The organism is Rosenbergiella nectarea (assembly GCF_900111105.1).
Classification (GTDB): domain Bacteria; phylum Pseudomonadota; class Gammaproteobacteria; order Enterobacterales; family Enterobacteriaceae; genus Rosenbergiella; species Rosenbergiella nectarea.
This window is the reverse complement of record NZ_FOGC01000019.1, coordinates 1-26133: the sequence shown is the minus strand read 5'-3', so window position 1 is coordinate 26133 and position 26133 is coordinate 1. Positions and strand designations below refer to the sequence as shown.

At 47.5% G+C, this 26133-nt stretch carries 22 protein-coding genes and 1 riboswitch; of the genes, 5 read left to right on the top strand and 17 right to left on the bottom strand.

The genetic code is table 11. The annotated features are described in order from the left end of the window. The first annotated feature begins 548 nt into the window (after positions 1-548). On the top strand, positions 549-2138 hold the full coding sequence (gene purH / locus BMX14_RS15865) for a bifunctional phosphoribosylaminoimidazolecarboxamide formyltransferase/IMP cyclohydrolase (protein WP_092678428.1): 1590 nt from the start codon (positions 549-551) through the stop codon (positions 2136-2138). An 18-nt stretch (positions 2139-2156) separates the two neighbouring features. After that, the gene (purD, locus tag BMX14_RS15860; protein ID WP_092678424.1) at positions 2157-3437 is read left to right on the top strand and encodes a phosphoribosylamine--glycine ligase; all 1281 of its coding nucleotides are present in this window, start codon (positions 2157-2159) and stop codon (positions 3435-3437) included. Between the two features lie 28 nt (positions 3438-3465). On the opposite strand, the gene BMX14_RS15855 is transcribed toward purD, so the two are convergent. From BMX14_RS15855 to nudC, 7 genes are all read right to left on the bottom strand, one after another. Further along, the gene (locus BMX14_RS15855; RefSeq protein ID WP_092678422.1) at positions 3466-4128 is read right to left on the bottom strand and encodes a DUF1481 domain-containing protein; all 663 of its coding nucleotides are present in this window, start codon (positions 4126-4128) and stop codon (positions 3466-3468) included. A gap of 92 nt (positions 4129-4220) precedes the next feature. Further along, positions 4221-4493, bottom strand: coding sequence for a nucleoid-associated protein HU-alpha (hupA, locus tag BMX14_RS15850; RefSeq protein WP_092678420.1), 273 nt, complete (start codon positions 4491-4493; stop codon positions 4221-4223). Positions 4494-4668: 175 nt separating this feature from the next. Next, on the bottom strand, positions 4669-5265 hold the full coding sequence (locus BMX14_RS15845) for a YjaG family protein (protein WP_092678418.1): 597 nt from the start codon (positions 5263-5265) through the stop codon (positions 4669-4671). Positions 5266-5327: 62 nt separating this feature from the next. After that, positions 5328-5996 carry a deoxyribonuclease V gene (gene nfi, locus BMX14_RS15840; RefSeq protein ID WP_092678426.1) on the bottom strand — a complete coding sequence of 223 codons (669 nt, stop codon included), beginning with the start codon at positions 5994-5996 and terminating at the stop codon, positions 5328-5330. Between the two features lie 8 nt (positions 5997-6004). Beyond that, on the bottom strand, positions 6005-7069 hold the full coding sequence (gene hemE / locus BMX14_RS15835) for a uroporphyrinogen decarboxylase (RefSeq protein ID WP_092678416.1): 1065 nt from the start codon (positions 7067-7069) through the stop codon (positions 6005-6007). 107 nt (positions 7070-7176) lie between these two features. Beyond that, entirely contained in the window at positions 7177-7695 is a 519-nt protein-coding gene (locus BMX14_RS15830; protein WP_177173191.1) for a bactofilin family protein, read from the bottom strand. A 235-nt stretch (positions 7696-7930) separates the two neighbouring features. Continuing rightward, positions 7931-8701 carry an NAD(+) diphosphatase gene (nudC, locus tag BMX14_RS15825; RefSeq protein ID WP_268993464.1) on the bottom strand — a complete coding sequence of 257 codons (771 nt, stop codon included), beginning with the start codon at positions 8699-8701 and terminating at the stop codon, positions 7931-7933. A 78-nt stretch (positions 8702-8779) separates the two neighbouring features. On the opposite strand from nudC, the gene rsd reads away from it, so the two are divergent. The 3 genes from rsd (at position 8780) to thiE (ending at position 12148) form a co-directional block, all read left to right on the top strand. Next, positions 8780-9331 (top strand): sigma D regulator, encoded by a 552-nt coding sequence (gene rsd / locus BMX14_RS15820; protein WP_092678410.1) that lies wholly within the window; start codon positions 8780-8782, stop codon positions 9329-9331. Positions 9332-9414: 83 nt separating this feature from the next. Further along, positions 9415-9515: riboswitch (TPP riboswitch) on the top strand. Positions 9516-9600: 85 nt separating this feature from the next. Beyond that, entirely contained in the window at positions 9601-11523 is a 1923-nt protein-coding gene (thiC, locus tag BMX14_RS15815; RefSeq protein ID WP_092678408.1) for a phosphomethylpyrimidine synthase ThiC, read from the top strand. A 1-nt stretch (position 11524) separates the two neighbouring features. Further along, a complete protein-coding gene (gene thiE, locus BMX14_RS15810; RefSeq protein ID WP_092678406.1) occupies positions 11525-12148 on the top strand; it encodes a thiamine phosphate synthase in 624 nt (207 codons plus the stop codon). Between the two features lie 23 nt (positions 12149-12171). On the opposite strand, the gene BMX14_RS15805 is transcribed toward thiE, so the two are convergent. The 10 genes from BMX14_RS15805 to BMX14_RS15760 all read right to left on the bottom strand — a co-directional run. Beyond that, complete coding sequence (locus BMX14_RS15805; RefSeq protein ID WP_092678404.1) at positions 12172-13242, bottom strand: DUF1176 domain-containing protein; 1071 nt, start codon at positions 13240-13242, stop codon at positions 12172-12174. Between the two features lie 85 nt (positions 13243-13327). Next, positions 13328-17548 carry a DNA-directed RNA polymerase subunit beta' gene (gene rpoC, locus BMX14_RS15800; RefSeq protein WP_092678402.1) on the bottom strand — a complete coding sequence of 1407 codons (4221 nt, stop codon included), beginning with the start codon at positions 17546-17548 and terminating at the stop codon, positions 13328-13330. Positions 17549-17629: 81 nt separating this feature from the next. Beyond that, on the bottom strand, positions 17630-21658 hold the full coding sequence (gene rpoB, locus BMX14_RS15795) for a DNA-directed RNA polymerase subunit beta (protein ID WP_092678400.1): 4029 nt from the start codon (positions 21656-21658) through the stop codon (positions 17630-17632). Between the two features lie 330 nt (positions 21659-21988). Beyond that, positions 21989-22354 (bottom strand): 50S ribosomal protein L7/L12, encoded by a 366-nt coding sequence (rplL, locus tag BMX14_RS15790; RefSeq protein ID WP_092678398.1) that lies wholly within the window; start codon positions 22352-22354, stop codon positions 21989-21991. A gap of 66 nt (positions 22355-22420) precedes the next feature. Then, positions 22421-22918 carry a 50S ribosomal protein L10 gene (rplJ, locus tag BMX14_RS15785; RefSeq protein ID WP_092678396.1) on the bottom strand — a complete coding sequence of 166 codons (498 nt, stop codon included), beginning with the start codon at positions 22916-22918 and terminating at the stop codon, positions 22421-22423. Positions 22919-23221: 303 nt separating this feature from the next. Further along, positions 23222-23926: a 50S ribosomal protein L1 gene (rplA, locus tag BMX14_RS15780; protein WP_092678394.1), complete on the bottom strand. Its 705-nt coding sequence runs from the start codon at positions 23924-23926 to the stop codon at positions 23222-23224. A gap of 3 nt (positions 23927-23929) precedes the next feature. Further along, positions 23930-24358, bottom strand: a complete 429-nt coding sequence (rplK, locus tag BMX14_RS15775; protein WP_048912867.1) for a 50S ribosomal protein L11 — start codon at positions 24356-24358, stop codon at positions 23930-23932. A gap of 139 nt (positions 24359-24497) precedes the next feature. Beyond that, the gene (gene nusG, locus BMX14_RS15770) at positions 24498-25043 is read right to left on the bottom strand and encodes a transcription termination/antitermination protein NusG (RefSeq protein ID WP_048912868.1); all 546 of its coding nucleotides are present in this window, start codon (positions 25041-25043) and stop codon (positions 24498-24500) included. Position 25044: 1 nt separating this feature from the next. Next, positions 25045-25431, bottom strand: coding sequence for a preprotein translocase subunit SecE (gene secE, locus BMX14_RS15765; RefSeq protein WP_092678392.1), 387 nt, complete (start codon positions 25429-25431; stop codon positions 25045-25047). Between the two features lie 222 nt (positions 25432-25653). Next, positions 25654-26133, bottom strand: a 480-nt coding sequence (locus BMX14_RS15760; protein ID WP_268993463.1) for an EF-Tu C-terminal domain-related protein, incomplete at its 5' end; no start/stop codon positions are given.

The window sequence follows — 26133 nt, the reverse complement described above, 5'->3', positions numbered from 1 at the left end:
CTCTTCAATTTAAAGTTTGATGCTCAAAGAAATTATTCTGTTATTCGTAAATGAATTTTCAGTGTCACTCTTCAAGACTTGATACTACAAAGTTTTTTTGTGATATCAATCCTGCGAGTGCCCACACAGATTGTCTGATAAATTGTTAAAGAGCATTGCGAATCAACGTTTTAACTCGTTGTCGCGAGGTGGCGTATATTACTCGCTTCACTTCAGGAGTCAATCATTGTTTTTGTTTTTTCTCCTGGACCGAATCGCTCCAGTCCCTGTCACCGCGCTGCGTATCGTGCTTTGCCGTGTCAGTGGATGCGCATTATAGGGAGTTCAGAAAAAGGCGCAATACCTTTTTTAATAAAATCTGACTGACTGCTGCATTCCACAGCAAAACACCACTTTATACTGTGTTATCCACAGATTTACTCACAAAGGCTTAAAAAAATCATTTAACGCGAGATCCACGCAAACGTTTTCGCTACAATATGCCCCTGTTAATTTTAAAGGCGCCGATGCTTTTATCTTTCAAACTGCAACTCCAGAGGTTTACTTCTATTATGCAACATCGTCCTGTACGCCGTGCTTTACTTAGTGTCTCTGATAAAACAGGGATCGTCGACTTTGCACGAGGCCTTTCTGAACATGGTATTGAACTCCTCTCTACTGGCGGTACTGCACGTTTACTAGCAGAAGCAGGCTTAACCGTGACAGAAGTGTCAGACTATACCGGCTTTCCAGAAATGATGGATGGGCGCGTCAAAACATTACACCCCAAAATCCATGGTGGCATTCTTGGACGCCGCGATAAAGACGATGCGGTCATGGCAGAACACCACATCCAACCTATCGATATGGTTGTGGTAAATCTCTATCCATTTGCCAAAACGGTCGCAAATGAGGATTGCAGTCTGGAAGACGCTGTTGAAAACATCGATATTGGTGGCCCTACCATGGTCCGCTCTGCTGCGAAGAATCATAAGGATGTCGCAATAGTCGTTAACAGCGCTGACTATACCCCCCTATTAAAAGAATTAGCCGACAACAATCAGGGCTTGAGCTTAGCGACACGCTTCGACCTAGCGATTAAAGCATTCGAACATACCGCGGCTTACGATGGGATGATCGCGAATTACTTTGGTCGCTTGGTTCCTGCTTATTATAGTGAAGAGAAAACACCGTCTGGCCAATTCCCTCGAACCTTGAACCTTAGCCTTATCAAGAAACAAGATATGCGTTACGGTGAAAACAGCCACCAACAGGCTGCCTTCTATATAGAAGACACACTTTCAGAAGCTTCCGTCGCGACAGCCGTTCAACGTCAGGGTAAAGCGCTTTCTTATAACAATATTGCTGATACGGATGCCGCGCTTGAGTGTGTTAAAGAATTCGAGCAGCCAGCCTGCGTCATCGTAAAACACGCTAACCCTTGTGGCGTTGCGACAGCCAGCGATTTGCTCCAAGCCTACGACTTGGCTTATGCGACAGATCCGACCTCAGCCTTCGGTGGCATCATTGCCTTTAACCGTGAATTGGATGCCGCGACGGCACAAGCCATCATTAGTCGCCAATTTGTCGAAGTGATTATCGCCCCGAGTGCCAGCGCGGAAGCTTTATCTATTACCGCTGCAAAACAGAATGTACGTGTCCTAACCTGTGGTGAATGGCAACAACGCCAGAGTGGTTATGATTTTAAGCGGGTTAATGGTGGATTATTAGTACAAGACCGTGACTTAGGAATGGTTGGCGAGAGCGAATTAACTATCGTCACTAAGCGTCAACCGACTCAAGAAGAATTACGCGATGCACTATTCTGCTGGAAAGTCGCAAAATTCGTAAAATCTAATGCGATTGTCTACGCGAAAAATAATCGTACTATTGGTATTGGTGCGGGCCAAATGAGCCGTGTCTACTCAGCAAAAATTGCCGGTATCAAAGCGGCCGATGAAGGTTTGGAAGTCAGCGGCTCGGCAATGGCATCAGATGCTTTCTTCCCTTTCCGCGATGGAATTGATGCAGCCGCTGCAGTGGGTGTACGTTGTGTTATCCAACCTGGCGGGTCGATTCGTGATGAAGAAGTGATCTCGGCAGCAGACGAGCACGATATTGCGATGATTTTTACTGGAATGCGGCATTTCCGCCACTAGAGATGAGGTCAGTACATAATGAATATTCTAATTATCGGTAATGGTGGCCGTGAACATGCTCTGGCATGGAAAGCTGCGCAATCCCCCTTAGTAACCAAAGTCTTTGTAGCACCGGGTAACGCGGGTACGGCACTCGAACCAACGTTAGAGAATGTCGCGATTGAGGTAACCGATATTCCTGGTTTATTGGCTTTCGCACAACGCGAGAATATTGACTTAACTATTGTGGGTCCTGAAGCGCCACTCGTTCGAGGAGTTGTCGATGCTTTTCAACGGGAAGGCTTAACGATTTTCGGGCCAACGCAAGCTGCGGCACAACTCGAAGGTTCCAAATCTTTTACTAAGGATTTCTTAGAACGCCATCAGATCCCGACCGCGGATTACCAAAATTTCACTGACATCGAGCCAGCGTTAGCTTACCTACAAGAGCAAGGTGCCCCGATCGTTATTAAGGCTGATGGCTTAGCTGCAGGCAAAGGGGTTATTGTCGCCATGACTCTGGAAGAGGCGGAAGCGGCAGTAAAAGATATGTTAGCAGGCAATGCATTCGGTGATGCTGGGCACCGTATCGTTATTGAAGAATTCCTTGAAGGGGAGGAGGCCAGCTTTATCGTGATGGTCGATGGAGAGCATGTCCTGCCGATGGCAACAAGCCAAGATCACAAGCGAGTCGGCGATGGCGATACTGGCCCGAACACAGGTGGAATGGGCGCCTATTCTCCTGCTCCTGTCGTGACTGATGAAATCCACCAGCGTGTCATGGATCAAGTTATTTGGCCGACCGTGAAAGGTATGGCTCAAGAAGGTAACCGCTATACAGGATTCCTGTATGCAGGATTAATGATTGATGCAACAGGGCAACCAAAGGTGATTGAGTTCAATTGCCGATTTGGCGACCCTGAGACGCAACCTATCATGATGCGCCTACAGTCCGATCTCGTCGAATTATGTTTAGCGGGCAGCACGGGACGCTTGGACCAGGTTGACTCTATATGGGATGAGCGAGCAGCACTTGGCGTCGTTATTGCGGCGGGCGGTTATCCCGATGGCTACCGTAAAGGCGATGTCATTACAGGGCTCCCTCACACTGACAACACGGACGCTAAGGTCTTTCATGCAGGGACAGTGTTATCCGGTGATGAGGTAACAACCGCCGGCGGCCGAGTACTGTGTGCGACAGCGCTTGGTGGCACTATTGCCGAAGCGCAACAACACGCCTATCAGCTTACTCGCCAGATTAGTTGGGAAGGCAGTTTCTATCGTCACGATATTGGCTATCGAGCTATAAATCGTAAGTAACCCGAATAGAGGCTAGTCAAAGTAGCCTCTATTTTTTTGAATAATTGGGTTGTTGCTGACACAGGTTCCGAGTCGTCATCAATAATTCCTGTTCCCCTTCTGGTGCTTCAATCCATGCAACATAATCTGGCGACTGCTGTGACAAACCGCTCAGCCGTTGGTTCTCTCGATTAGTAAAGTGAAACTGGACGAGTGTCCCGTCACACATCTCGACTTGTTGGGCCGATAACCGACGCCCCTGATGTAATTCAACCCTACCATTGATGAGATCTCGGCTGACCTCCAATACACGTTGCGCCTCAAACTTTGCGAGTTCTAGCTCATTCACTGTCAGCGGCTGACGAGACGTTGCATATTTCTGCTGCATAAAGGTGGTTGTTCCGTCTTGACGACTAAAGCGCGCTGAAAAGCTATTCTCCGGCCCTTGGAGAGACTGCTTTGAAATACTCACCAATGAATCTTGGTCCCAGTGGTAAATCGCTTCTGATTCGTCTGAACCATCAAACGGAGTAAAGAGCGTTTGTAGCGTCGTATAATTTGACGATGAGGTATGTTGCCAAATACGTACCACCCCGCGGTCGGCCAGATAGCCCGTTGCATGGGTTTCAGGTTTCTTTTGAAAGAGGGCACAGCTACAGAGGGAGCAAAACAGCGGGAGGAGAAATAAGGGTCGATAAGAGAACGAGCGCATAGCTATCTCTTTAGTGAATAAGATGTGTTACGGGACCGATCAAGAAGGGGATAGCTCCCCTTCCGATCAAACTTATCACTGTTAAGATGCGGTTATTTCACAGCATCTTTCAGGGATTTACCTGAAACAAATGCAGGAACAGTTGCTGCAGCAATTTTGATCTCTTTACCGGTTTGTGGGTTACGACCAGTACGCTCTGCACGGTGATTAACCTTGAAAGTACCGAAGCCTACTAGCTGAACCGCATCACCTTCTTTCAGAGACTCAGTGATCGCAGAAAGGGTCGATTCCAGAGCAATTTTAGCTTGGGCTTTAGACAGATCCGCTTTTTCGGCGATCGCATCAATCAGTTGAGTCTTGTTCATAAGTTATCCTTAAAGTGTATTTATCGCTTGCCAGTCACGAGAGCAAAAAGAATCGATGAACCCTTTTCTGCCTCCGCGTTCTGATAGCCTCAAGATTAGCCCCTCAAATGTAGACTAGACAGGGGGCGATTGTGAAGCCTACAGTACAGGTTATTTGGCTTTGATACCAAATTTCTTAGCTTTTTTGCTCAAAAAACACGCCAATATTACTTATTGCGTCTTCGCGTAAGTCTTGACGAAGCCCTTTAATCAGCTCCAAGTCTCGTTCTTCACAGTCGGCGAGTAAGCGGAAAATCTCCCATTGGGCATCCCACTCGTCGATCACCGCGACGTTATCTTTAAGCTCTTCGTCCGTGAGTTCACGGCCACTCTGAGTCATTTCTAGCATTGCTACGGTGGTTACTGAAGTTTCACTTACTGCAATCGCATGTTCTAGGGTTTCGCCACTTAAACGAGAATGAACCACCTCGCTTAACGCGACACATGCATCAATCGCAGGGTAAACGCCATACATCTCGAAGTCCTCGCCAGAAGGGATCGCTTCTTCAAACTTCTCAAGCTGACTATCAAAGTTAACCTTTGCATCTTTGACTAATAAGGTCTCCCAGATAAGATCGAGGATCCGGCGATAAAGCTGTGCATTAGCAAAACCGGTAGCATGGCAAAACATCTGATAATTAGGGTACATACGCTCACACAAACATGCCATAAAGGTCACGTGCTGCCAGCTCTCAAGCTTGGCTAGGCGTAAATGGATTGGGTTACGTAACATGCAGGATACTCATTATAAATTCGCTTAATACAGTGTATCGTAATTCACCGCGATTATCAGTGTTATTGTCGGGCTAGCCAGCGCTGGAAACTCGGTCTGTTTGAAGCGACAGCATCCGCCCAGCGAGTAGGCTCGGGTAGACGGTAACCCCGCAAACAGCGTTGTGTCCACGCCAAGGCTGAAGTCGCACTGATCTGATGTCCAACGGAAATAAAGAGTGGATTGCAGCGTACCTTACTTCGTAGAACCGAACCTATTAATTGCCCCTGATATCGCAAACCGACGACTGAGCCGGGTTCTGGTGATAATGCGTCATACTCGCCACAGAGTCGGCTTTTAGCAACACCAATGGTAGGGACATCGGCAAATAGGCCGAAGTGACTGGCAACACCCAGTCCTCGCGGATGCGCAACGCCTTGACCGTCAATAAACAGCAAATCAGGCTTGATAGTCAGCATTTGCCATACCGCTTCTAAAGCCGGACACTCTCTGAATGAGAGATAGCCAGGAATATAAGGTAATGTGACAGGAACCCGCGCGACCTGATACTCCACCAGCTCAAGTTCAGGCCAAGTCAGGATCACCATCGCTGCACGCGCCACAGTACCTTGTGCTTCAAAGCCAACATCCCCCCCGGCAATATACCGCGGGGAGAAGGCTTCATTCCTGTCATATTGAATAACCTTGGTAGCATATTGCTGCTGTAAGGCCTTCAACTCAGCTAAATCAATGCTCATCGTTAGCGGTGGTAAGGCTCAGATAAACGGTGCACTGACTCGACAAAAACACCTGCGTTTTCTGGCGGTACGTCAAGATGGATACCGTGCCCCAGGTTGAATACGTGCCCACTGCCTTGACCATATTGCGCAAGGATAGTTTGTACTTCAGCTTCGATACGGGCCGGTTGCGCATAGAGGATAGAAGGATCCATGTTTCCTTGTAAGGCGACACGGTGTCCCACTCGCTGTCTTGCCTCATCGATGCGTGTCGTCCAATCCAGTCCAATGGCATCACATCCAGTGTCGGCGATCTGCTCTAACCACTGGCCGCCACCTTTAGTAAATAATGTCACGGGTACGCGACGACCTTCATTTTCATGAATCAAGCCGTCAACGATTTTATGCATATAGTGCAAGGAGAATTCCAAATAGTCTCTCCCAGTTAATACGCCGCCCCAAGTATCAAATATCATTACCGATTGCGCACCCGCTTTAATCTGCGCATTTAAGTAACTTGTTACGCTCTCGGCAACTTTCTCTAGCATTAAATGCAGTGCTGCGGGCTCGGCATACATCATTTTTTTAACTTTAGTGAACGCTTTGCTTCCTCCGCCTTCCACCATATAAGTGGCCAACGTCCAAGGACTGCCGGAAAAGCCAATTAACGGAACTTCACCCTGTAAATTTTTACGGATAGTCCGTACAGCATTCATCACATAACCTAATTCTTGCTCAGGATCAGGAATAGGAAGTTTTTTCACGTCCGCTATCGTTTGAATGGGGGAACTGAACCGCGGCCCTTCGCCTGCCTCAAAATAGAGGCCAAGACCCATTGCATCAGGAATGGTCAAAATATCTGAGAAGAGAATCGCAGCATCTAACGGAAAGCGGCGTAACGGCTGTAGCGTGACTTCACAAGCAAGCTCAGCATTTTTACACAGCGACATAAAGTCGCCTGCGACAGCACGAGTGGCTTTATATTCTGGTAAATAACGTCCCGCTTGGCGCATCATCCAAACAGGTGTTACGTCTGTAGGTTGGCGCAACAATGCGCGCAAATAGCGATCGTTTTTTAATTCATTCATTTTCTAGGCTCTCTTTTGTCTAGGCCTAGTGTAACAGCTATTTAAAAACTTCGTGGACACTACAGACTAAATTATTTTGGTGGCGGCTGTACTCCTCCACCAGTAATCTACGGCTTATCACACTGTTTTTTGACTGGTAAGCATTCTGACGCGGTAACGAGTTTAGGTAGCGCTGTTACATTCTCTTTCGTTATTTTCTCTACCTCTTTAGCGGTTTTATCAGCAGAATATTGTGAATTCCCGTTGAAGATCCCGCCACGCTCAATTGATAACTCGTTCGCTTGGATGTCGCCATCTAACCGACCTTGAGACAGTATCTTCACCGCCGTCGCTTGGCACCGACCTTGCAAGTAGCCATTAATGGTTATCTTCTCCGCCGTAAGTGTTCCCTGGACTTTCCCTTCTCTGCCTATCCGAATTGATCGGCTGCTGTGGATATCGCCAATCACGCTTCCTTCAATCAATACATCGGATTCATTACTGATCTCTCCGGTAAGAACCGTACCTTTAGCAATTAAGGTCTCTTTAACGATACGCTCTTCTTTCACTTGAGCCACTTCAGCCGTGGGAGCCATTGCCATTTTACTTGGGTCGACGACATCGATTTTCTTTTTAGCTTTAAACATAAATACTCTTTTTGTACGCTGACGAAAATAGACCGCCACTGCGCTACATATCGCTATCCATAACGTAGCAATCTGTACGCAATTGGCGAAAGAAAAGTGAGGGGAAAGATAGGTGATTAATAATATCCCCCATATTGCCCATAGCACCCATAATAGAGTGAATTGGTCGTTACGCATGGGGAATAGGTAATACCCTAAATCGGCAGCGGGAATATTGTGTGAGATCAGCTTTACGTTATTCTTCCCGGCAAAGCACAATAGTGTCTTCAATCAAACGGCGAGCAATGGTGCCAATCTCCGGTATTTTTGGTAATTGCGATACGTCAAACCAGTCAGCACTTTTCAGTTCTTTGGGATCTATGTCAATCTCACCGCTGTCATACTCTGCGGTAAAGGCACACATTAAAGAGTGGGGAAATGGCCAGGGTTGGGAGGCAACATAGCGAAGATTTTTAATTGTAATACCGCTCTCTTCCATTACTTCACGGTGTGCGCACTCTTCAAGCGTTTCACCCGCCTCAACAAAACCGGCCAATACCGTGAAAATGGGCTGTTTATGGCGTTGATGTTGCGCCAATAAAATTTTTCGGCCTTTCCGAATGGCGATAATAATGCACGGGGCTATCTGCGGGTAATAACGCTCGCCACAATGATCGCATAAGCAGGCAAACTCTTTCTCTGAGCGATTCATTGTAGCACCGCAGTAGCCACACCAACGATGAGAGCGATAAAATTCCGCTAATTGAACACCCCGCCCCGCCAGTTGAAAAAGCTGCTTGTTGATACCCAGAAGACGACGAACATTCTCCATTTCGGTGGGTTGTTGCTGACATATCAACCAGCAGGGTCTCCCTTGATACTCGCCTATTTTTCGTGCGCGCTCAGCGTCAAGGCCTAGTTCGCCGGCCTTTCCATAGGGGAGTTGGCCCTGGGGTAACCATAGGTCTCTCCCCTCGCTACATACCCACCACCCTTCTTGTTCTGTCATATGATTGTACTCAACCACGCGATGCCTCCTAAAAGTCAGGTGAATTCATTAATATAGTCTACGCTTAGTTAACTAACCTTATTCGGAGCAGCCATAATGCTGACTAAATTAGCTAACTTAAGCGAAAAAATGACGGTAAGCCACCCGATGATTGACCAGTGGCTGGCTAGCCGCCGTCAATTATTGGTCGCTTATTACCAATTAATTGGACTCATTCCACAGAAAAATGATAGTCAGCGTTGTGACGAAGTCGCGCTTGATGCTTTCTGTCAGCGCCTAGTCGATTACCTTTCGTCTGGGCACTTTAAACGCTATCAGCAAATCGAAATGCTGTTAGCTTCACAAGCACAGCAAAACTTGCTGAGTGCCCTGTATCCGCAATTGGAAGACAACACCCATACTTTGCTTGCGCTCTACGATACCTATTTGGAACCCGCTATCTCTAACGGCGAGATCCCTAAATTACGTAATGTCATTTCAGAAGTAGGCATGCAACTCGATGCGCTATTCGATCTAGAAGATCAGATGTTACTCTCAACGGAGCTGGTCGGATCGCGTGATGCCTCTCCGCAACTAGCGGCTAAGCAATTAGCCATCGATGCGGCGAAACCGTCTGCCTCCCTTTCATCAGGGATGCTCGATAGTTAGTGACTGCAGTTGTGAATTAGGTTGAATAAGGTTATGCTGCAGTAAGGGGAATTGGAATCTCCTTTAAAAGCGAAGTTAGCTTATTTATCTTGTCGGAGTGCCCAATAGGGCTGAGACCGTTAATTCGGGATCCGCGGAACCTGATCAGGTTAGAACCTGCGAAGGGAACAAGAGTCAATCTTATGCCTTGAACCGTTTTGCTATTTCAAGGTACATTGCTCCTTCCGAACTCCGGACAAGCATTTTTCTTTCAATGTCGAGAAACTGCTATGTCTGAAACTTCATCACGTCGTGAAAAACGCCAACAAGCACAACAATTCCTGCAGTCTTTAACCGGCGCAACCTTTCCCAACTCTACGCGAGAATGGTTATCAGGGCCAAGAGAGGATATTCGTGTGCCAGTAAGGATGATCCACCTCTCTCCTACTCTCAATAACGATGCTTCTGTTTACGAAGAAAATCCCTCTATTCCTATCTATGATACCTCCGGCCCGTTTGGAGATCCCGCGTCCACCCCGAATGTTCACGAAGGGATTGCGACCCTGCGTGCAGCATGGATTGCTGAGCGAATGGACTCTGAAGCCATTAAGCATACCGCCTCTGACTACACCCAACAGCGGTTATCCGATGCCACACTTGAAACGATCCGCTTTCAAAAACCGTTTCAATTCCGTAAAGCGAGAGCTGGGGGCTGTATCACACAGCTCCACTATGCTCGTCGCGGTATCATCACCCCTGAAATGGAATTTATAGCGGTCAGGGAAAACTTGGGGCGAGCGACACTTCCCGATAGTGATTTATTGCGACAACACCCCGGTGCACCTTTCTGCTCACAGACACCGCGAGAAATAACAGCGGAATTTGTCCGCCAAGAGGTAGCGGCTGGGCGAGCGATTATACCGGCCAATATCAACCACCCTGAGTCAGAACCCATGATTATTGGGCGTAATTTTTTAGTCAAAGTGAATGCGAATATTGGGAACTCAGCCGTCACCTCTTCGATCGAAGAAGAAGTCGAAAAACTGGTCTGGGCTACCCGTTGGGGGGCTGACACGATTATGGATCTCTCGACAGGACGTAATATTCACGAGACTCGGGAATGGTTGCTACGCAATAGCCCAGTTCCTATCGGGACAGTCCCCATATACCAAGCATTAGAAAAAGCTAATGGTATCGCCGAGAACCTCGACTGGCCGCTATTTCGCGACACGCTGATTGAACAAGCAGAACAAGGCGTTGATTATTTTACGATTCACGCTGGGGTGCTGTTGCGATATGTTCCCATGACAGCGAAGCGACTCACTGGCATTGTTTCTCGAGGTGGCTCGATTATGGCCAAATGGTGCCTCTCACATCATCAAGAAAACTTCCTTTATCAACACTTCCGCGAAATTTGTGAAATTTGTGCTGCCTATGATGTATCGCTCTCTTTGGGTGATGGGCTACGCCCGGGTTCGATTCAAGATGCAAATGACGAGGCGCAATTCGCTGAGCTAAGAACGTTGGGCGAGTTAACGAAAATAGCATGGGAATACGATGTGCAAGTCATGATTGAAGGCCCGGGCCATGTCCCCATGCATATGATCCAGCGGAATATGACCGAACAATTAGCGCACTGTGAAGAGGCTCCCTTCTATACCTTAGGCCCTCTTACCACGGATATTGCCCCGGGTTACGATCATTTCACCTCCGGTATCGGCGCTGCCTTTATTGGCTGGTTAGGCTGTGCCATGCTCTGCTATGTCACACCGAAAGAGCATCTTGGCTTACCCGATAAAGAGGATGTTAAACAAGGTCTTATTGCTTATAAAATCGCGGCCCATGCGGCGGATTTAGCGAAAGGCCATCCTGGCGCACAAATCAGGGATAATGCTATGTCTAAAGCAAGATTTGAATTCCGCTGGGAAGACCAATTTAATTTAGCCTTAGATCCTGAGACGGCGCGCAGATTCCATGATGAGACGCTGCCGCAAGCGTCAGGAAAAGTCGCACATTTTTGTTCCATGTGTGGTCCGAAATTCTGTTCGATGAAAATTAGTCAAGAAGTGCGTCAGTTTGCCAAAGATAATCCTCGAGAGGATCATCTCCCCCGAGATATCGACGCAGAAATGCGAGGCATGGCTGAGCAGTTCAAAAACGTTGGCGGCGAAATTTATACCCCAATCCTCCCAGAAAGCGAGCGGAGTCACTAATATGCGCTTTCCCGAAGTCCCATTTGCACTTGGACTCTACCCTGTCGTCGATAGCGTCCAATGGATAGAGCGCCTACTCAATGTAGGCGTAAAAACCTTACAGCTACGTATTAAAAACGCTAATAGCGATGTGATAAGAGAAGACATTCGCCAAGCTATTGCATTGACCAAACAGTTTGACGCTCGGTTATTTATTAATGATGAGTGGCGACTGGCAATCGAGTACCAAGCTTATGGGGTACATCTAGGGCAAGAAGATCTGTTGGAGGCCGATTTGTCGGCGATTGCGCAAGCTGGGCTGCGACTCGGAGTTTCCACGCACAGTGATGAGGAAATTGAACGGGTTTTACCGCTAAATCCCTCATACATTGCTTTGGGCCCGGTCTACACCACTCAAACGAAAGAGATGGCAATGCCGCCCCAAGGCATTACTAAAGTGGCTGAGCATGTTGCCAAACTCAAGACGATTCCAACAGTCGCTATCGGCGGTATCTCTCTAGAGAGGGCCGCTGACGTCCTGCAAACAGGAGTAGGCAGTATTGCGGTGGTGAGCGCCATTACCCAAGCCACTGACTGGCGTGCCGCAGTGGCGTCTTTTCAGCAACTCATTGCCGAACAACGTTAATGGCTCACAGAATGAGCCTCAGCTCATTCTGTTTCCTTAAAGCCAGGCATTAACCATACTGATGGCCAATTTCCTGGTTCTCCACCATCACAGGTTGGCTGATTATGGTAACTCATCAACTCAAAGTTTTTCCCATTAAAACGCCACACTGCGCTCTCACCACAATCCGCTAATCCTCGTCCGCGTGCCGTATGGTACAGAAGTCCTCGCTGTGGATCGTAATGAGGATCGGTAAACCAGCTAACGGTTTGTACATCACCTTGATTATTCCTAAGGGGAATCGGCAGATCGAGCATTTTGCCTCGCTCGGGGTGATTTTTCGGTACAACGAATAGGATGGATGAAGATTGATAGGCCCCTGAGACGCAGTTGATCATGACCAGCGCGTGCTGATTATCGAGAGGTTTGGCGTTACTTTTTTGCAGCGTCTCGTCTTCCGGTGTGCACTCTTGATCAGTAAGGAGTCGTGCTTGAGAGTTCAGCACCGTCTCGATTAGATGATTGGGGTCTTTGAGTGGCGAGGGTTTAGCCTGCACAATAAAACGCGGTTCGACTGCATAGCGGTGAGGGACGTCATTAGCACTTCCTTCACCGGGCACGATCAGCGCAGTACGGTTATGAAGGCGACCTTGACGTTCATCAATAAAGTTTAGTGCGCCCATCAATCCCGCCAACGAAGTTCCTTCATCGGAATCCTGCGAGAGGGAGAGCGTCGAGGCATTGGTCAGCAGCTGGAGAAACGCTTGGATTTGTACCAATGAATTCGATGAATAGCCTGCAGCATCATGATGGCTATCCGCTCGATGAGATGCCAAGGTTGTTTGCCAACGTTTACCATCTACCCAGATACCTTCTGGTGTATCACTGTCATAACCCGCCATATCCAAGGCTATAGCGCCTTTAGGCCCGGCTTGGTAAGTTAAAATAATACGAATATCTTCATCTGGATTAGCGTTACGCACATCACAATCGTTTAGATTATTACAGGTAACTTGCCATTGCTCGAATAACCGCTGCACGGGTTCTGAGGCACCACTGAGCGTACTGAAAAACATCCCTGCTAGCAGTGGGTATACTTTCCATCGCATCATCATGTCAGGATCCTTAACAGGGATTGAAATAGGGGATAGGACATAAAAAAAACCCTGCCTAAGCAGGGTTTTCACTTAACACCTCTAATTACTCGTCTGAACCGCCCAGACCTGCATTCAGCAGCTCTGCTAAGCTCGCGGAAGCTTCGTCTGCAGTCACTTGTGGTGCTGCAGGCACTTCACCTTGCTGGCGACGGCGCATACGATCTTGATGGTATGCATAACCGGTACCGGCTGGGATCAAGCGTCCAACGATAACGTTCTCTTTCAGTCCACGTAATTCATCACGCTTACCTGCCACGGCTGCTTCAGTTAACACGCGCGTCGTTTCTTGGAACGATGCTGCGGAGATAAATGACTCAGTTGCCAGTGATGCTTTAGTAATCCCTAATAGGTCGCGATGGAAAGTTGCTGCAACTTTACCATTTGTTTCCAGTTCGCGGTTAGCGATTAGGATACGTGACACTTCTGCTTGCTCACCTTCTAAGAACTCGGTGCTACCTGCAGAGGCAATCGTTGCCTTACGTAACATCTGACGAACGATAACTTCGATGTGCTTATCGTTAATCTTAACGCCTTGTAAGCGATAAACTTCTTGTACTTCGTTAGTGATGTAGCGCGTTACTGCGTGTACGCCACGTAGACGTAAGATGTCGTGTGGTGACTCTGGGCCATCAGACACTACATCACCGCGTTCAACGCGCTCACCTTCGAAGACGTTCAGCTGACGCCACTTAGGGATCATCTCTTCGTACGGATCGCTACCATCAACTGGTGTGATCACTAAACGACGCTTACCTTTGGTTTCTTTACCGAAGGAGATGATACCGCTGATTTCTGCCAGAATCGCCGGCTCTTTCGGACGACGTGCTTCAAACAGGTCAGCAACACGTGGCAGACCACCGGTAATATCTTTAGTACCGCCAGATTCCTGAGGAACACGGGCTAAAGTATCACCTGAACTGATTTGTACACCATCTTCGAGCTGGACAATTGCATTGCCTGGCAGGAAGTATTGTGCTGGCATATCAGTACCTGGCAGCATGACATCGCCACCTTTCGCATCAACGACTTTGACGGCTGGACGGAGATCTTTACCACCCGTGGTACGATCAGCAGTGTCCATCACCACCAGCGAAGAGAGACCCGTCAGTTCGTCAGTTTGACGAGTAATGGTTTGACCATCATTCATGTCAACAAAGCGTACAAAACCGTTTACTTCGGTGATAACTGGCATTGTGTGCGGATCCCAGTTTGCAACGGTATCACCCGCTTCAACTTGTTCTCCATCACCCTTCGCCATGACCGCACCGTAAGGAACTTTATAGCTCTCTTTAGTACGACCAAATTCGTCGATCATCTTCAGTTCGGTGTTACGTGAAGTGACAACCAGCTTACCGGCTGAGTTGGTTACCGACTTCGCATTGCTTAGACGGATAGTCCCTTTGTTCTTCACTTGAATGCTTGATTCAGCTGCCGCACGTGATGCCGCACCACCGATGTGGAACGTACGCATCGTCAGCTGTGTACCCGGCTCACCGATTGATTGTGCTGCGATAACCCCGATGGCTTCACCCTTATTGATGATATGCCCGCGTGCAAGGTCACGACCGTAACAGTTCGCACACACACCGAAGTCGGTTGCACAGCTAACCACTGAACGTACTTTGATACTGTCGACTGAGTTCTCTTCCAATACGTCACAGATGTGCTCATCCATTAACGTATTACGTGGAACAAGAATATCAGCAGTACCTGGCTTCAATACGTCTTCTGCGGTCACACGACCCAATACGCGCTCACGTAATGGTTCTTTAACGTCGCCACCTTCGATGACGGGTGTCATCATGATGCCTTCATGCGTACCACAGTCATCTTCAGTGACGACCAAGTCTTGAGCAACGTCTACTAAACGACGCGTCAAGTAACCGGAGTTAGCGGTTTTCAGTGCGGTATCCGCAAGACCTTTACGCGCACCGTGGGTTGAGATGAAGTACTGAAGTACGTTCAGACCCTCACGGAAGTTAGCGGTAATTGGCGTCTCGATGATTGAACCATCTGGCTTAGCCATCAGACCACGCATACCCGCCAGCTGACGAATCTGCGCGGCAGAACCACGAGCACCGGAGTCGGCCATCATGTAGATGCTGTTGAAGGAAACTTGTTGCTCTTCTTCGCCATGACGGTTAATCACGGTTTCAGTTTGCAGGTTTTCCATCATCGCTTTCGAAACACGTTCGTTAGCGGCTGCCCAGATATCGATGACTTTGTTATAACGCTCACCTGCGGTAACCAGACCCGATTGGAACTGTTCCTGGATTTCTGCAACTTCAGCTTCCGCTTCAGCGATGATCTCAGTTTTCGCTGCTGGGATCACCATATCATCGATACCTACTGATGCACCTGAACGTGCAGCGTAAGCAAAACCGGTGTACATGGTTTGGTCAGCAAAGATAACCGTTGGTTTCAAGCCCAAGATACGGTAGCAAGTGTTCAGCATCTTAGAGATCGCTTTCTTGCCTAACGCTTGGTTGACGATTGAGTAAGGAAGACCTTTAGGAACGATCATCCACAGAATCGCACGACCAACAGTCGTGTCAACAATGCTAGTGCTTGGTACTAACTCGCCCTCATCCGTCTTGGTGAACTCAGTGATACGCACTTTTACGCGAGCATGCAGTTCAGCAAGACCAGCACGGTAAACGCGCTCGGCTTCTTTAGGTCCAGTCAGAACCATGCCTTCGCCTTTCGCGTTAACACGGTCACGGGTCATGTAATACAGACCCAATACAACGTCTTGAGAAGGAACAATGATTGGCTCACCGTTCGCTGGGGACAAGATGTTGTTGGTCGACATCATCAGTGCACGTGCTTCCAACTGCGCTTCAAGCGTCAGTGGCACGTGGACAGCCATTTGGTCACCATCGAAGTCGGCGTTATACGCCGCACAGACCAGCGGGTGAAGCTGAATCGCTTTACCTTCGATCAGGACAGGTTCAAAGGCTTGAATACCTAAACGGTGAAGCGTTGGTGCACGGTTAAGTAACACTGGGTGTTCACGGATCACTTCGTCCAGGATATCCCACACAACGGCTTCTTCACGTTCAACCATTTTCTTCGCAGCTTTAATGGTTGTCGCAAGACCGCGTAGTTCTAATTTTCCGTAGATAAATGGTTTGAAAAGTTCCAATGCCATTTTCTTCGGTAGACCACATTGATGCAGGTGCAGGTATGGACCAACAGTGATTACTGAACGTCCAGAGTAATCAACACGCTTACCTAACAGGTTCTGACGGAAACGACCTTGCTTACCTTTGATCATATCGGCAAGTGATTTCAGAGGACGTTTGTTCGATCCAGTGATAGCACGTCCGCGACGACCGTTATCGAGTAATGCATCAACCGCTTCTTGTAACATACGCTTTTCGTTACGTACGATGATATCTGGCGCAGCCAGATCCAACAGACGCTTCAAACGGTTGTTACGGTTGATCACACGACGGTAAAGATCGTTCAGATCTGACGTCGCAAAGCGTCCACCGTCCAGCGGTACCAATGGACGAAGATCCGGTGGTAAAACTGGCAGTACTGTTAGGATCATCCACTCTGGTTTGTTTCCAGATTGAACGAAAGCTTCAAGCAGTTTGATACGCTTAGTCAGCTTCTTACGCTTAGTTTCTGAATTAGTTTCATTCAGTTCTTCACGCAGTTGCTCGCACTCTTGCTCAAGATCCATGTTTTTCAACAGGGCTTGAACGGCTTCTGCACCCATCTTCGCGTCGAATTCGTCACCAAATTCTTCTAAAGCATCAAGATACTGCTCTTCGGTCAGGATCTGGCGCTTTTCAAGATTGGTCATACCGCCTTCGATCACAACATAAGATTCGAAGTACAGTACACGTTCGATATCACGCAGAGGCATATCCAGTAATAAACCGATGCGCGATGGCAGTGATTTCAAGAACCAGATGTGTGCGGTAGGCGTCGCTAACTCAATGTGACCCATACGCTCACGACGTACTTTAGTCTGAGTAACTTCAACACCACATTTTTCACAGATCACACCACGGTGTTTAAGGCGCTTATACTTACCGCATAAGCACTCATAATCTTTTACCGGTCCAAAGATACGTGCACAGAAAAGACCGTCACGTTCTGGTTTAAAGGTACGATAGTTAATCGTTTCTGGCTTTTTCACTTCACCGAAAGACCAGGAACGGATCATGTCTGGCGACGCCAGGGCGATCTTGATCGCATCAAACTCTTCGGTTTTAGTTTGCGCTTTTAAAAACTTAAGTAAGTCTTTCACGGATTAGCTCCCGTCGGAGTGAGACTTCTCAGGAGAGCGGCCCGCAGCCAGCTCTCCTGTAACCAGTAGAAAATCGAGTGCTTACTCGTCTTCCAGCTCGATGTTAATACCCAGCGAACGGATTTCTTTCAACAGTACGTTGAAGGATTCCGGCATGCCTGGTTCCATCTGATGATTGCCATCGACGATGTTTTTATACATCTTCGTACGGCCATTAACGTCATCCGATTTCACAGTAAGCATTTCTTGCAGGGTATAAGCAGCACCGTATGCTTCAAGTGCCCACACTTCCATCTCACCGAAACGCTGACCACCGAACTGTGCTTTACCACCCAGCGGTTGCTGAGTAACCAAGCTATAAGAGCCGGTAGAACGTGCGTGCATTTTATCGTCAACCAAGTGGTTCAGTTTCAGCATGTACATGTAACCTACGGTTACTTGACGCTCAAACTGCTCACCGGTACGACCATCAAATAGCGTGATCTGACCAGAGGTCGGGATATCAGCTAGCGTCAACAGCTCTTTGATTTCGCTTTCTTTCGCGCCATCAAACACTGGTGTTGCAATCGGCATACCCTTTTTCAGGTTCTCAGCAAGACGTAACACTTCTTCATCAGAGAAAGTACTTAAATCGACTTTTTGACGGACATCTGTACCCAAGTCGTAAGCGCGTTGAATGAACTCGCGCAATTTAGCCACTTCCTGCTGCTGTTTCAGCATGGCATTGATCTTGTCACCAATACCTTTAGCAGCCATACCCAAGTGAGTTTCAAGGATCTGACCGATGTTCATACGTGATGGAACGCCCAGTGGGTTCAATACGATGTCAACAGGGGTCCCATTTTCATCGTAAGGCATATCTTCGATCGGGTTGATCTTAGAGATAACACCTTTGTTCCCGTGACGGCCTGCCATCTTATCACCAGGTTGGATTTGACGTTTAACGGCCAGATATACCTTAGCAATTTTCAGAACACCCGGTGCTAAATCGTCACCTTGGGTGATCTTACGGCGCTTAGCTTCGAGTTTCTTCTCGAACTCGTGCTTCAGCTCGTCATACTGTTCAGCCAGTTGCTCTAACTGATTTTGTTTCTCTTCATCAGTCAGGCCAAGTTCCAGCCAACGCTCACGGGGTAACTTATCAAGTTTTTCAGCTTCAACACCGCCTGCGATCAAGACAGTTTGAATACGGCTGAATAAACCAGCTTCTAGGATCTGCAATTCTTCAGACAGGTCTTTTTTCGCCTGCTTCAGCTGCATCTCTTCGATTTCAAGGGCACGTTTATCTTTCTCAACGCCATCACGTGTAAAGACTTGAACGTCGATAACTGTTCCAGAAACACCGTTTGGTACACGTAAAGATGAATCTTTAACATCTGAGGCTTTTTCACCAAAGATTGCACGTAACAGTTTTTCTTCTGGAGTCAGCTGAGTTTCACCTTTAGGTGTTACTTTACCGACAAGGATATCGCCGCCTTTAACTTCAGCACCAATATAGACGATACCTGACTCATCAAGTTTAGAGAGTGCAGCTTCGCCGACATTAGGGATATCAGCTGTGATTTCTTCAGAGCCCAACTTAGTGTCACGAGACACACAAGCTAACTCTTGAATGTGAATGGTAGTGAAACGATCTTCTTGTACTACACGCTCAGACACGAGGATGGAGTCTTCGAAGTTATAACCATTCCATGGCATGAATGCCACACGCATGTTTTGACCTAACGCTAGCTCACCGAGGTCAGTCGACGGGCCATCAGCCAAGACATCACCACGTTCAACCGGCTCGCCAAGAGAAACACAAGGCATTTGGTTGATACAGGTGTTCTGGTTAGAACGTGTATATTTGGTCAAGTTATAGATATCGATGCCCGCTTCACCCGCGTACATTTCGTCTTCGTTAACTTTGATAACGATACGTGACGCATCAACGTACTGAACCGTACCACCACGTTTAGCAACCGCAGTTACCCCTGAATCGACCGCAACAGCACGTTCCATACCCGTACCAACTAACGGCTTATCAGCGCGTAAGGTTGGTACCGCTTGACGTTGCATGTTTGCACCCATCAAAGCACGGTTCGCATCATCGTGTTCAAGGAATGGAATCAGTGACGCACCAACAGAGACAACCTGTTGCGTGGAAACGTCCATGTAGTCGACTTGGTCACGACTAAATAAGCTTGATTCACCTTTGTTACGGCAAGTGACCAGATCGTCGATAAAGCCAAAGTTATCGTCCAGATTGGTGTTCGCCTGCGCAATAACGAAGTTACCTTCTTCAATTGCGGAGAGGTAATGAATCTCATCGGTCACAACACTGTCTACCACACGACGATAAGGGGTTTCTAGGAAACCATATTCGTTGGTCTGTGCGTAAACAGATAATGAGTTGATTAGACCGATGTTCGGACCTTCAGGGGTTTCAATTGGACAGACACGTCCGTAGTGCGTTGGGTGTACGTCACGCACTTCGAAGCCTGCACGCTCACGCGTCAAACCACCTGGACCCAATGCGGAAATACGACGCTTATGCGTGATCTCTGATAATGGGTTGTTTTGGTCCATAAATTGTGAAAGCTGGCTTGACCCGAAGAACTCTTTGACCGCTGCAGAAATAGGTTTCGCATTGATCATATCTTGAGGCATCAGTGTTTCTAAATCGCCTAAAGATAAACGCTCTTTCACTGCACGCTCTACGCGGACTAAACCTACGCGGAACTGGTTTTCAGCCATTTCGCCAACAGAACGAATACGACGGTTACCTAAGTGATCGATATCATCCACTTCACCGATACCATTACGGATACCAATGAGCTTTTTCATTACTTGGATGATGTCGTCGTGGCTCAGAATACCCGCGCCTTCGATTTCATCACGTCCTAATGAACGGTTGAATTTCATACGACCAACCGCTGAGAGATCATAACGGTCTTCAGAGAAGAACAGATTCTCAAATAGGTTTTCTGCCGCTTCACGTGTTGGTGGTTCACCAGGACGCATCATGCGATAGATTTCTACCAGCGCACTTAGACGATCGCTTGTTGGGTCAACGCGTAATGTTTCAGAAATATAAGGGCCGTGATCTAAGTCATTGGTAAACAGCGTTTCGATACGCTTGTGACCTGATTGGCTAAGTTTCGCTAACAGATCTAAAGACAGCTCCATGTTAGCGGCGACGATAAGTTCGCCAGTCGCTTGATCGATGTAGTCTTTTGCGGCAACTTTACCGGCAATATATTCAACCGGAACTTCGATATGCTGAATCTTATCTTTTTCTAACTGACGAATATGACGGGCGGTGATACGACGACCTTTCTCAACATAAACAGTACCGTTAGATTCGATATCGAAAGACGCTGTTTCACCACGCAGACGCTCTGGAACAAGCTCCATCTGCAGGCGATTGTCACGGATTTCGTAAACAACTTTATCGAAGAACAGACCAATGATTTGCTCAGTCGTATACTCGAGCGCACGCAGAATGATCGTGGCAGGCAGTTTACGACGGCGGTCGATACGGACAAATAAGTTGTCTTTTGGATCGAACTCGAAATCTAACCATGAACCACGGTAAGGAATAATCCGTGCGTTATACAGGACCTTACCTGACGAGTGCGTTTTACCTTTGTCACTATCAAAGAACACACCTGGGCTACGGTGAAGCTGAGAAACGATAACACGCTCAGTACCATTGATAACAAAGGTACCATTGTCGGTCATGAGTGGAATTTCACCCATGTAGACTTCTTGTTCTTTAATATCTTTGACGGTGCCTTCTGGCGCTTCACGCTCATAAATGACGAGGCGTAGCTTAACACGCAGCGGTGCTGAGTAAGTCACCCCACGGATCTGGCATTCCTGTACATCAAAGACGGGTTCGCCCAAACGGAAGCTGACATATTGCAGCTCTGAACTACCGCTGTAGCTCTGGATTGGGAATACGGAACGGAAAGCAGCTTCCAGACCGTGTTGACCTTCGGGATCTTGCTCGATGAACTTCTGAAACGAGTCAAGCTGGATAGAAAGGAGATAAGGTATATCCAAAACTTGTGGACGTTTACCAAAATCCTTACGAATACGTTTTTTCTCGGTATAGGAGTAAACCATAGGTTCCTCAGCTAGCTGACAAGTCGGCCTACGTTGTCCGTTTTAGTGGACAGTTATGCAACACTGTTATTATTTTTCATCACCGACGAAAAAGTCTGTGATGCAATACGTCTTTCTATCACTCTTAAATCATTTCATTGCTATTGCGAGACAGGGAACCCCACGGGGATAACAGTATATTAAGTCGTCGATAGAAAAAGATATTGGTAAGTTAACTTGGAAGACACAGTGCGAAACACCAAGGTAACTCTTTAGCGCAAAAAGGCTGGTAACCATTATAGTCACCAGCCATCAGTCTGCAACTACTCAGACTGTAACCCGAAGGTTATCTTATTTGATTTCAACTTCAGCGCCAGCTTCTTTCAGAGCAGCTTCAAGTGCAGCTGCGTCGTCTTTGCTGATTGCTTCTTTGATTGCAGCTGGAGCAGCTTCAACCAGGTCTTTAGCTTCTTTCAGGCCTAGACCGGTTGCGCCACGTACTGCTTTGATCACAGCAACTTTGTTAGGACCAGCAGCTTTCAGAATTACGTCGAATTCAGTTTTCTCTTCAGCAGCTTCAGCCGGGCCTGCAGCAACAGCAACAGCAGCAGCAGCAGAAACACCGAATTTTTCTTCCATTGCAGAAACTAGCTCAACAACTTCCATTACGGACATTGCTGCAACAGCTTCCAGGATTTGGTCTTTAGTGATAGACATAACAATTGTTCCTAAAAATCAGAATTAGTTTAAACGTAAGCGAACACGTTGCGTAAAAAAGTCGGCTTAAGCCGCTTCTTTTGCATCGCGAACAGCTGCCAGAGTACGAACCAGTTTGCCTGCAGCGGCTTCTTTCATGGTCGACATCAGACGTGCCAGTGCTTCTTCGTAAGTTGGTAAAGTTGCCAGACGGTCAATTTGTTCCGCCGGGATCAGCTCACCTTCAAAGGCTGCAGCTTTAACCTCAAAGTTTGCATTCGCTTTCGCGAAATCTTTGAACATACGAGCAGCAGCGCCCGGGTGTTCTAAAGAATATGCAATCAGGGTTGGACCGACAAACGTGTCTTTCAGGCACTCGAAAGGAGTACCTTCAACGACGCGGCGTAGCAGGGTGTTACGAACAACACGCATGTAAACGCCAGCTTCACGACCTGCTTTACGCAGTTCAGTCATTTTATCTACAGTAACGCCACGGGAATCCGCAACTACCGCAGACAGCGCACCTTTGGCTACTTCGCTGACTTCAGCAACAATCGCTTGTTTGTCTTGAAGATTTAATGCCATTAGCTTGTGCTCCTGGATTATTTAGCTAGATAGAAATCTATCTAGAACTCACTTCACTCACACTGCGAACAGTGTGAGCGCGAAATACGGTGAGCAGAATCCAGAAAAAAATTTTAAGGTTCTGTCACCGTCTACGCAGGAAATTAAGTTTTTATGCAAAACACCTGCGGTCTTGGACGGAGGCCTGGATAAGGCCAGGCTCCAACCGAAAATCTTGCGATAGTACTGAGTAAATCAGACTATTGCGCTCTCCATAGGAGAGAATGGGCGCAAATTTTAGTTCAAATTTCCACCCATGTCAACTTAGTTAGCTGATGCGTTCAGACCAGCTTGGTCGATTGCAACACCTGCACCCATGGTGGTAGACAGGCTAACTTTCTTGATATAAACACCTTTAGCTGAAGTTGGTTTTGCTTTTTTCAGCGCAACCAGCAGAGATTCTAAGTTCTCTTTCAGTTTATCAGTGTCAAAATCAACCTTACCGATAGTGGTATGGATGATGCCGTTCTTATCGTTACGGTAACGAACCTGACCTGCTTTAGCATTTTTAACTGCTTCAGCAACGTTTGGCGTTACAGTACCCACTTTCGGGTTTGGCATCAGACCACGTGGGCCTAGAACTTGACCTAATTGGCCAACAACGCGCATTGCATCTGGAGAAGCAATAACAACGTCAAAGTTCATTTCGCCTTTCTTGATTTGGTCAGCCAAATCTTCCATACCGACTAATTCTGCACCGGCAGCTTTAGCCGCTTCAGCGTTTGCACCCTGTGCAAAAACTGCAACGCGAACGCTACGGCCAGTACCGTTTGGTAGTACGGTTGCACCACGAACGTTTTGGTCAGATTTACGAGCATCGATACCGAGGTTTACGGCAACGTCTACGCTTTCAACGAATTTAGCAGTCGCTAATTCTTTCAGCAGTGCTACAGCTTCGTTGATGTCGTATTGTTTGGTGACAGAAACTTTTTCACGGATATTGCGCATGCGCTTGGTCAGTTTAGCCATTTCTTAGTCCTCCACTACCAGGCCCATGGAACGAGCAGTACCTTCGATAGAGCGAGTCATCGCTTCTACGTCTGCACCAGTCATGTCCGCTGCTTTAGTCTGTGCGATTTCTTGCAGTTGAGCGCGAGAAATTTTACCGACTTTGTCTTTGTTTGGTTTACCAGAACCAGATTTGATACCTGCTGCTTTCTTCAGAAGAACGGCTGCAGGAGGGGTTTTGGTAATAAAGGTGAAAGAACGGTCGCTGTATACAGTAATAACTACTGGAGTCGGCAGGCCTTTCTCTAGGCTTTCTGTTTTTGCGTTGAACGCTTTACAGAATTCCATGATGTTAACACCTTGTTGACCTAAAGCTGGACCAACTGGTGGACTTGGGTTTGCCATGCCCGCTGCAACTTGCAGTTTGACATAGGCTTGTACTTTCTTAGCCATGATAATTCCTCTGTTGGGTATAGCGCCTAAAAAGGCTTCCCGTGGTTATTCAATTTATCGGGCGTTAGCCCCATAAATATAAAAGGCGCGAAATTATAATTAAATTTCGCGCCTTATGCAATCAACTGTCGCTGATAAATTAAGCTTTTTCTACCTGACTAAAGTCTAGCTCTACCGGTGTCGCACGACCAAAGATGGAGACAGAAACTTTTAAGCGGCTTTTTTCGTAGTCAACTTCTTCGACAACACCATTAAAGTCTGCGAAGGGACCATCACTAACACGTACCATTTCGCCTGGTTCGAACAGAGTTTTAGGACGTGGTTTATCACCTGCTTGTTGCAAGCGATTCATAATGGCATCGACTTCTTTATCGCTAATCGGTGCTGGGCGATCTGACGTTCCACCAATGAAGCCCATTACGCGCGGAACGCTGCGCACTAGGTGCCAGCTCGCATCGTTCATGACCATTTGGACTAATACATAGCCTGGAAAGAATTTACGTTCGCTTTTACGGCGTTGTCCTGCACGGATCTCTACCACTTCTTCGGTCGGTACCATTACCTCACCAAAGAGTTCTTCCATATTGTGCAGTTTAATGTGTTCACGCAGAGAAACTGCTACGCGAGCCTCGAAACCAGAAAACGCCTGAACGACGTACCAGCGCTGTTTAGGTGCTTCAGACATTTCAGAACCTCAGACCAGTGATAAAGGATACTAAGCGGACTAGGATGCTATCTAATCCCCATAAAATGAGCGACATAATTGCCGTAACGATCGCGACAATGACTGTTGTCTGCAATGTCTCTTGACGGGTCGGCCAAACCACTTTACGGACTTCGGTTCTTGCTTCACGCGCAAAAGATACCGCTGCTTTACCTTTCGCTGTCGTAAGGAAAGCAATACCGCCTGCTAACGCGATAATGACAACCACGCCTAGTGCGCGAAGTGGAAGATTAACTTCACGATAGAAGTAGTTACCCGCGATTGCGATAATCAATAGCGCAAAGACAACTACCCATTTGATTATTTCTAGGCCACGTCCACTCGCCTGAGCTTCAGTACTTGCACTCATAACAACCTACCACCATAAATCAAAAACTATTAAACCTCGCGAGTTGCGAGGTAACCAACCCAGTCGGCATACACCATCTGGAGTTCAACGTCACCCAGAGCCTGTCTCAACAATGATTTGGCTTCTAAAAAATCACTGATGAGCCAGGTTCTGTATCATCGCGAATAAAAAGGGCATCAAATGATGCCCTTTTCACATGCATGACGTCAAATATTATCGTGATTAAGCGATAACTTTAGCTACAACGCCCGCACCTACAGTACGGCCACCTTCACGGATTGCGAAACGTAAGCCGTCATCCATAGCGATTGGGTGGATTAAGGTAACAACCATTTTGATGTTGTCGCCTGGCATGACCATTTCAACGCCTTCTGGCAGTTCGATGGTTCCAGTCACGTCAGTTGTACGGAAGTAGAACTGTGGACGGTAGCCTTTGAAGAACGGAGTATGACGGCCGCCTTCGTCTTTAGACAGAATATAAACTTCTGATTCGAACTGGGTGTGTGGCTTGATTGAACCTGGTTTTGCAAGAACTTGACCACGTTCGATTTCTTCACGCTTGATACCACGCAGAAGAACACCAACGTTCTCACCTGCTTGACCTTGGTCAAGAAGCTTACGGAACATTTCAACACCGGTACAAGTAGATTTCGCAGTATCTTTGATACCAACGATTTCAACTTCTTCACCCACTTTAACGAT

Coding starts and splice junctions, on each gene's coding strand:
- rplK (WP_048912867.1), bottom strand. CDS start 24,358: ATGGCTAAGAAAGTACAAGCCTATGTCAAACTGCAAGTTGCAGCGGGC.
- purD (WP_092678424.1), top strand. CDS start 2,157: ATGAATATTCTAATTATCGGTAATGGTGGCCGTGAACATGCTCTGGCA.
- rpoB (WP_092678400.1), bottom strand. CDS start 21,658: ATGGTTTACTCCTATACCGAGAAAAAACGTATTCGTAAGGATTTTGGT.
- BMX14_RS15855 (WP_092678422.1), bottom strand. CDS start 4,128: ATGCGCTCGTTCTCTTATCGACCCTTATTTCTCCTCCCGCTGTTTTGC.
- rsd (WP_092678410.1), top strand. CDS start 8,780: ATGCTGACTAAATTAGCTAACTTAAGCGAAAAAATGACGGTAAGCCAC.
- BMX14_RS15830 (WP_177173191.1), bottom strand. CDS start 7,695: ATGTTTAAAGCTAAAAAGAAAATCGATGTCGTCGACCCAAGTAAAATG.
- thiC (WP_092678408.1), top strand. CDS start 9,601: ATGTCTGAAACTTCATCACGTCGTGAAAAACGCCAACAAGCACAACAA.
- secE (WP_092678392.1), bottom strand. CDS start 25,431: ATGAGTGCAAGTACTGAAGCTCAGGCGAGTGGACGTGGCCTAGAAATA.
- hemE (WP_092678416.1), bottom strand. CDS start 7,069: ATGAATGAATTAAAAAACGATCGCTATTTGCGCGCATTGTTGCGCCAA.
- rplA (WP_092678394.1), bottom strand. CDS start 23,926: ATGGCTAAACTGACCAAGCGCATGCGCAATATCCGTGAAAAAGTTTCT.
- BMX14_RS15845 (WP_092678418.1), bottom strand. CDS start 5,265: ATGTTACGTAACCCAATCCATTTACGCCTAGCCAAGCTTGAGAGCTGG.
- nusG (WP_048912868.1), bottom strand. CDS start 25,043: ATGTCTGAAGCACCTAAACAGCGCTGGTACGTCGTTCAGGCGTTTTCT.
- rplL (WP_092678398.1), bottom strand. CDS start 22,354: ATGTCTATCACTAAAGACCAAATCCTGGAAGCTGTTGCAGCAATGTCC.
- BMX14_RS15805 (WP_092678404.1), bottom strand. CDS start 13,242: ATGATGATGCGATGGAAAGTATACCCACTGCTAGCAGGGATGTTTTTC.
- thiE (WP_092678406.1), top strand. CDS start 11,525: ATGCGCTTTCCCGAAGTCCCATTTGCACTTGGACTCTACCCTGTCGTC.
- rplJ (WP_092678396.1), bottom strand. CDS start 22,918: ATGGCATTAAATCTTCAAGACAAACAAGCGATTGTTGCTGAAGTCAGC.
- hupA (WP_092678420.1), bottom strand. CDS start 4,493: ATGAACAAGACTCAACTGATTGATGCGATCGCCGAAAAAGCGGATCTG.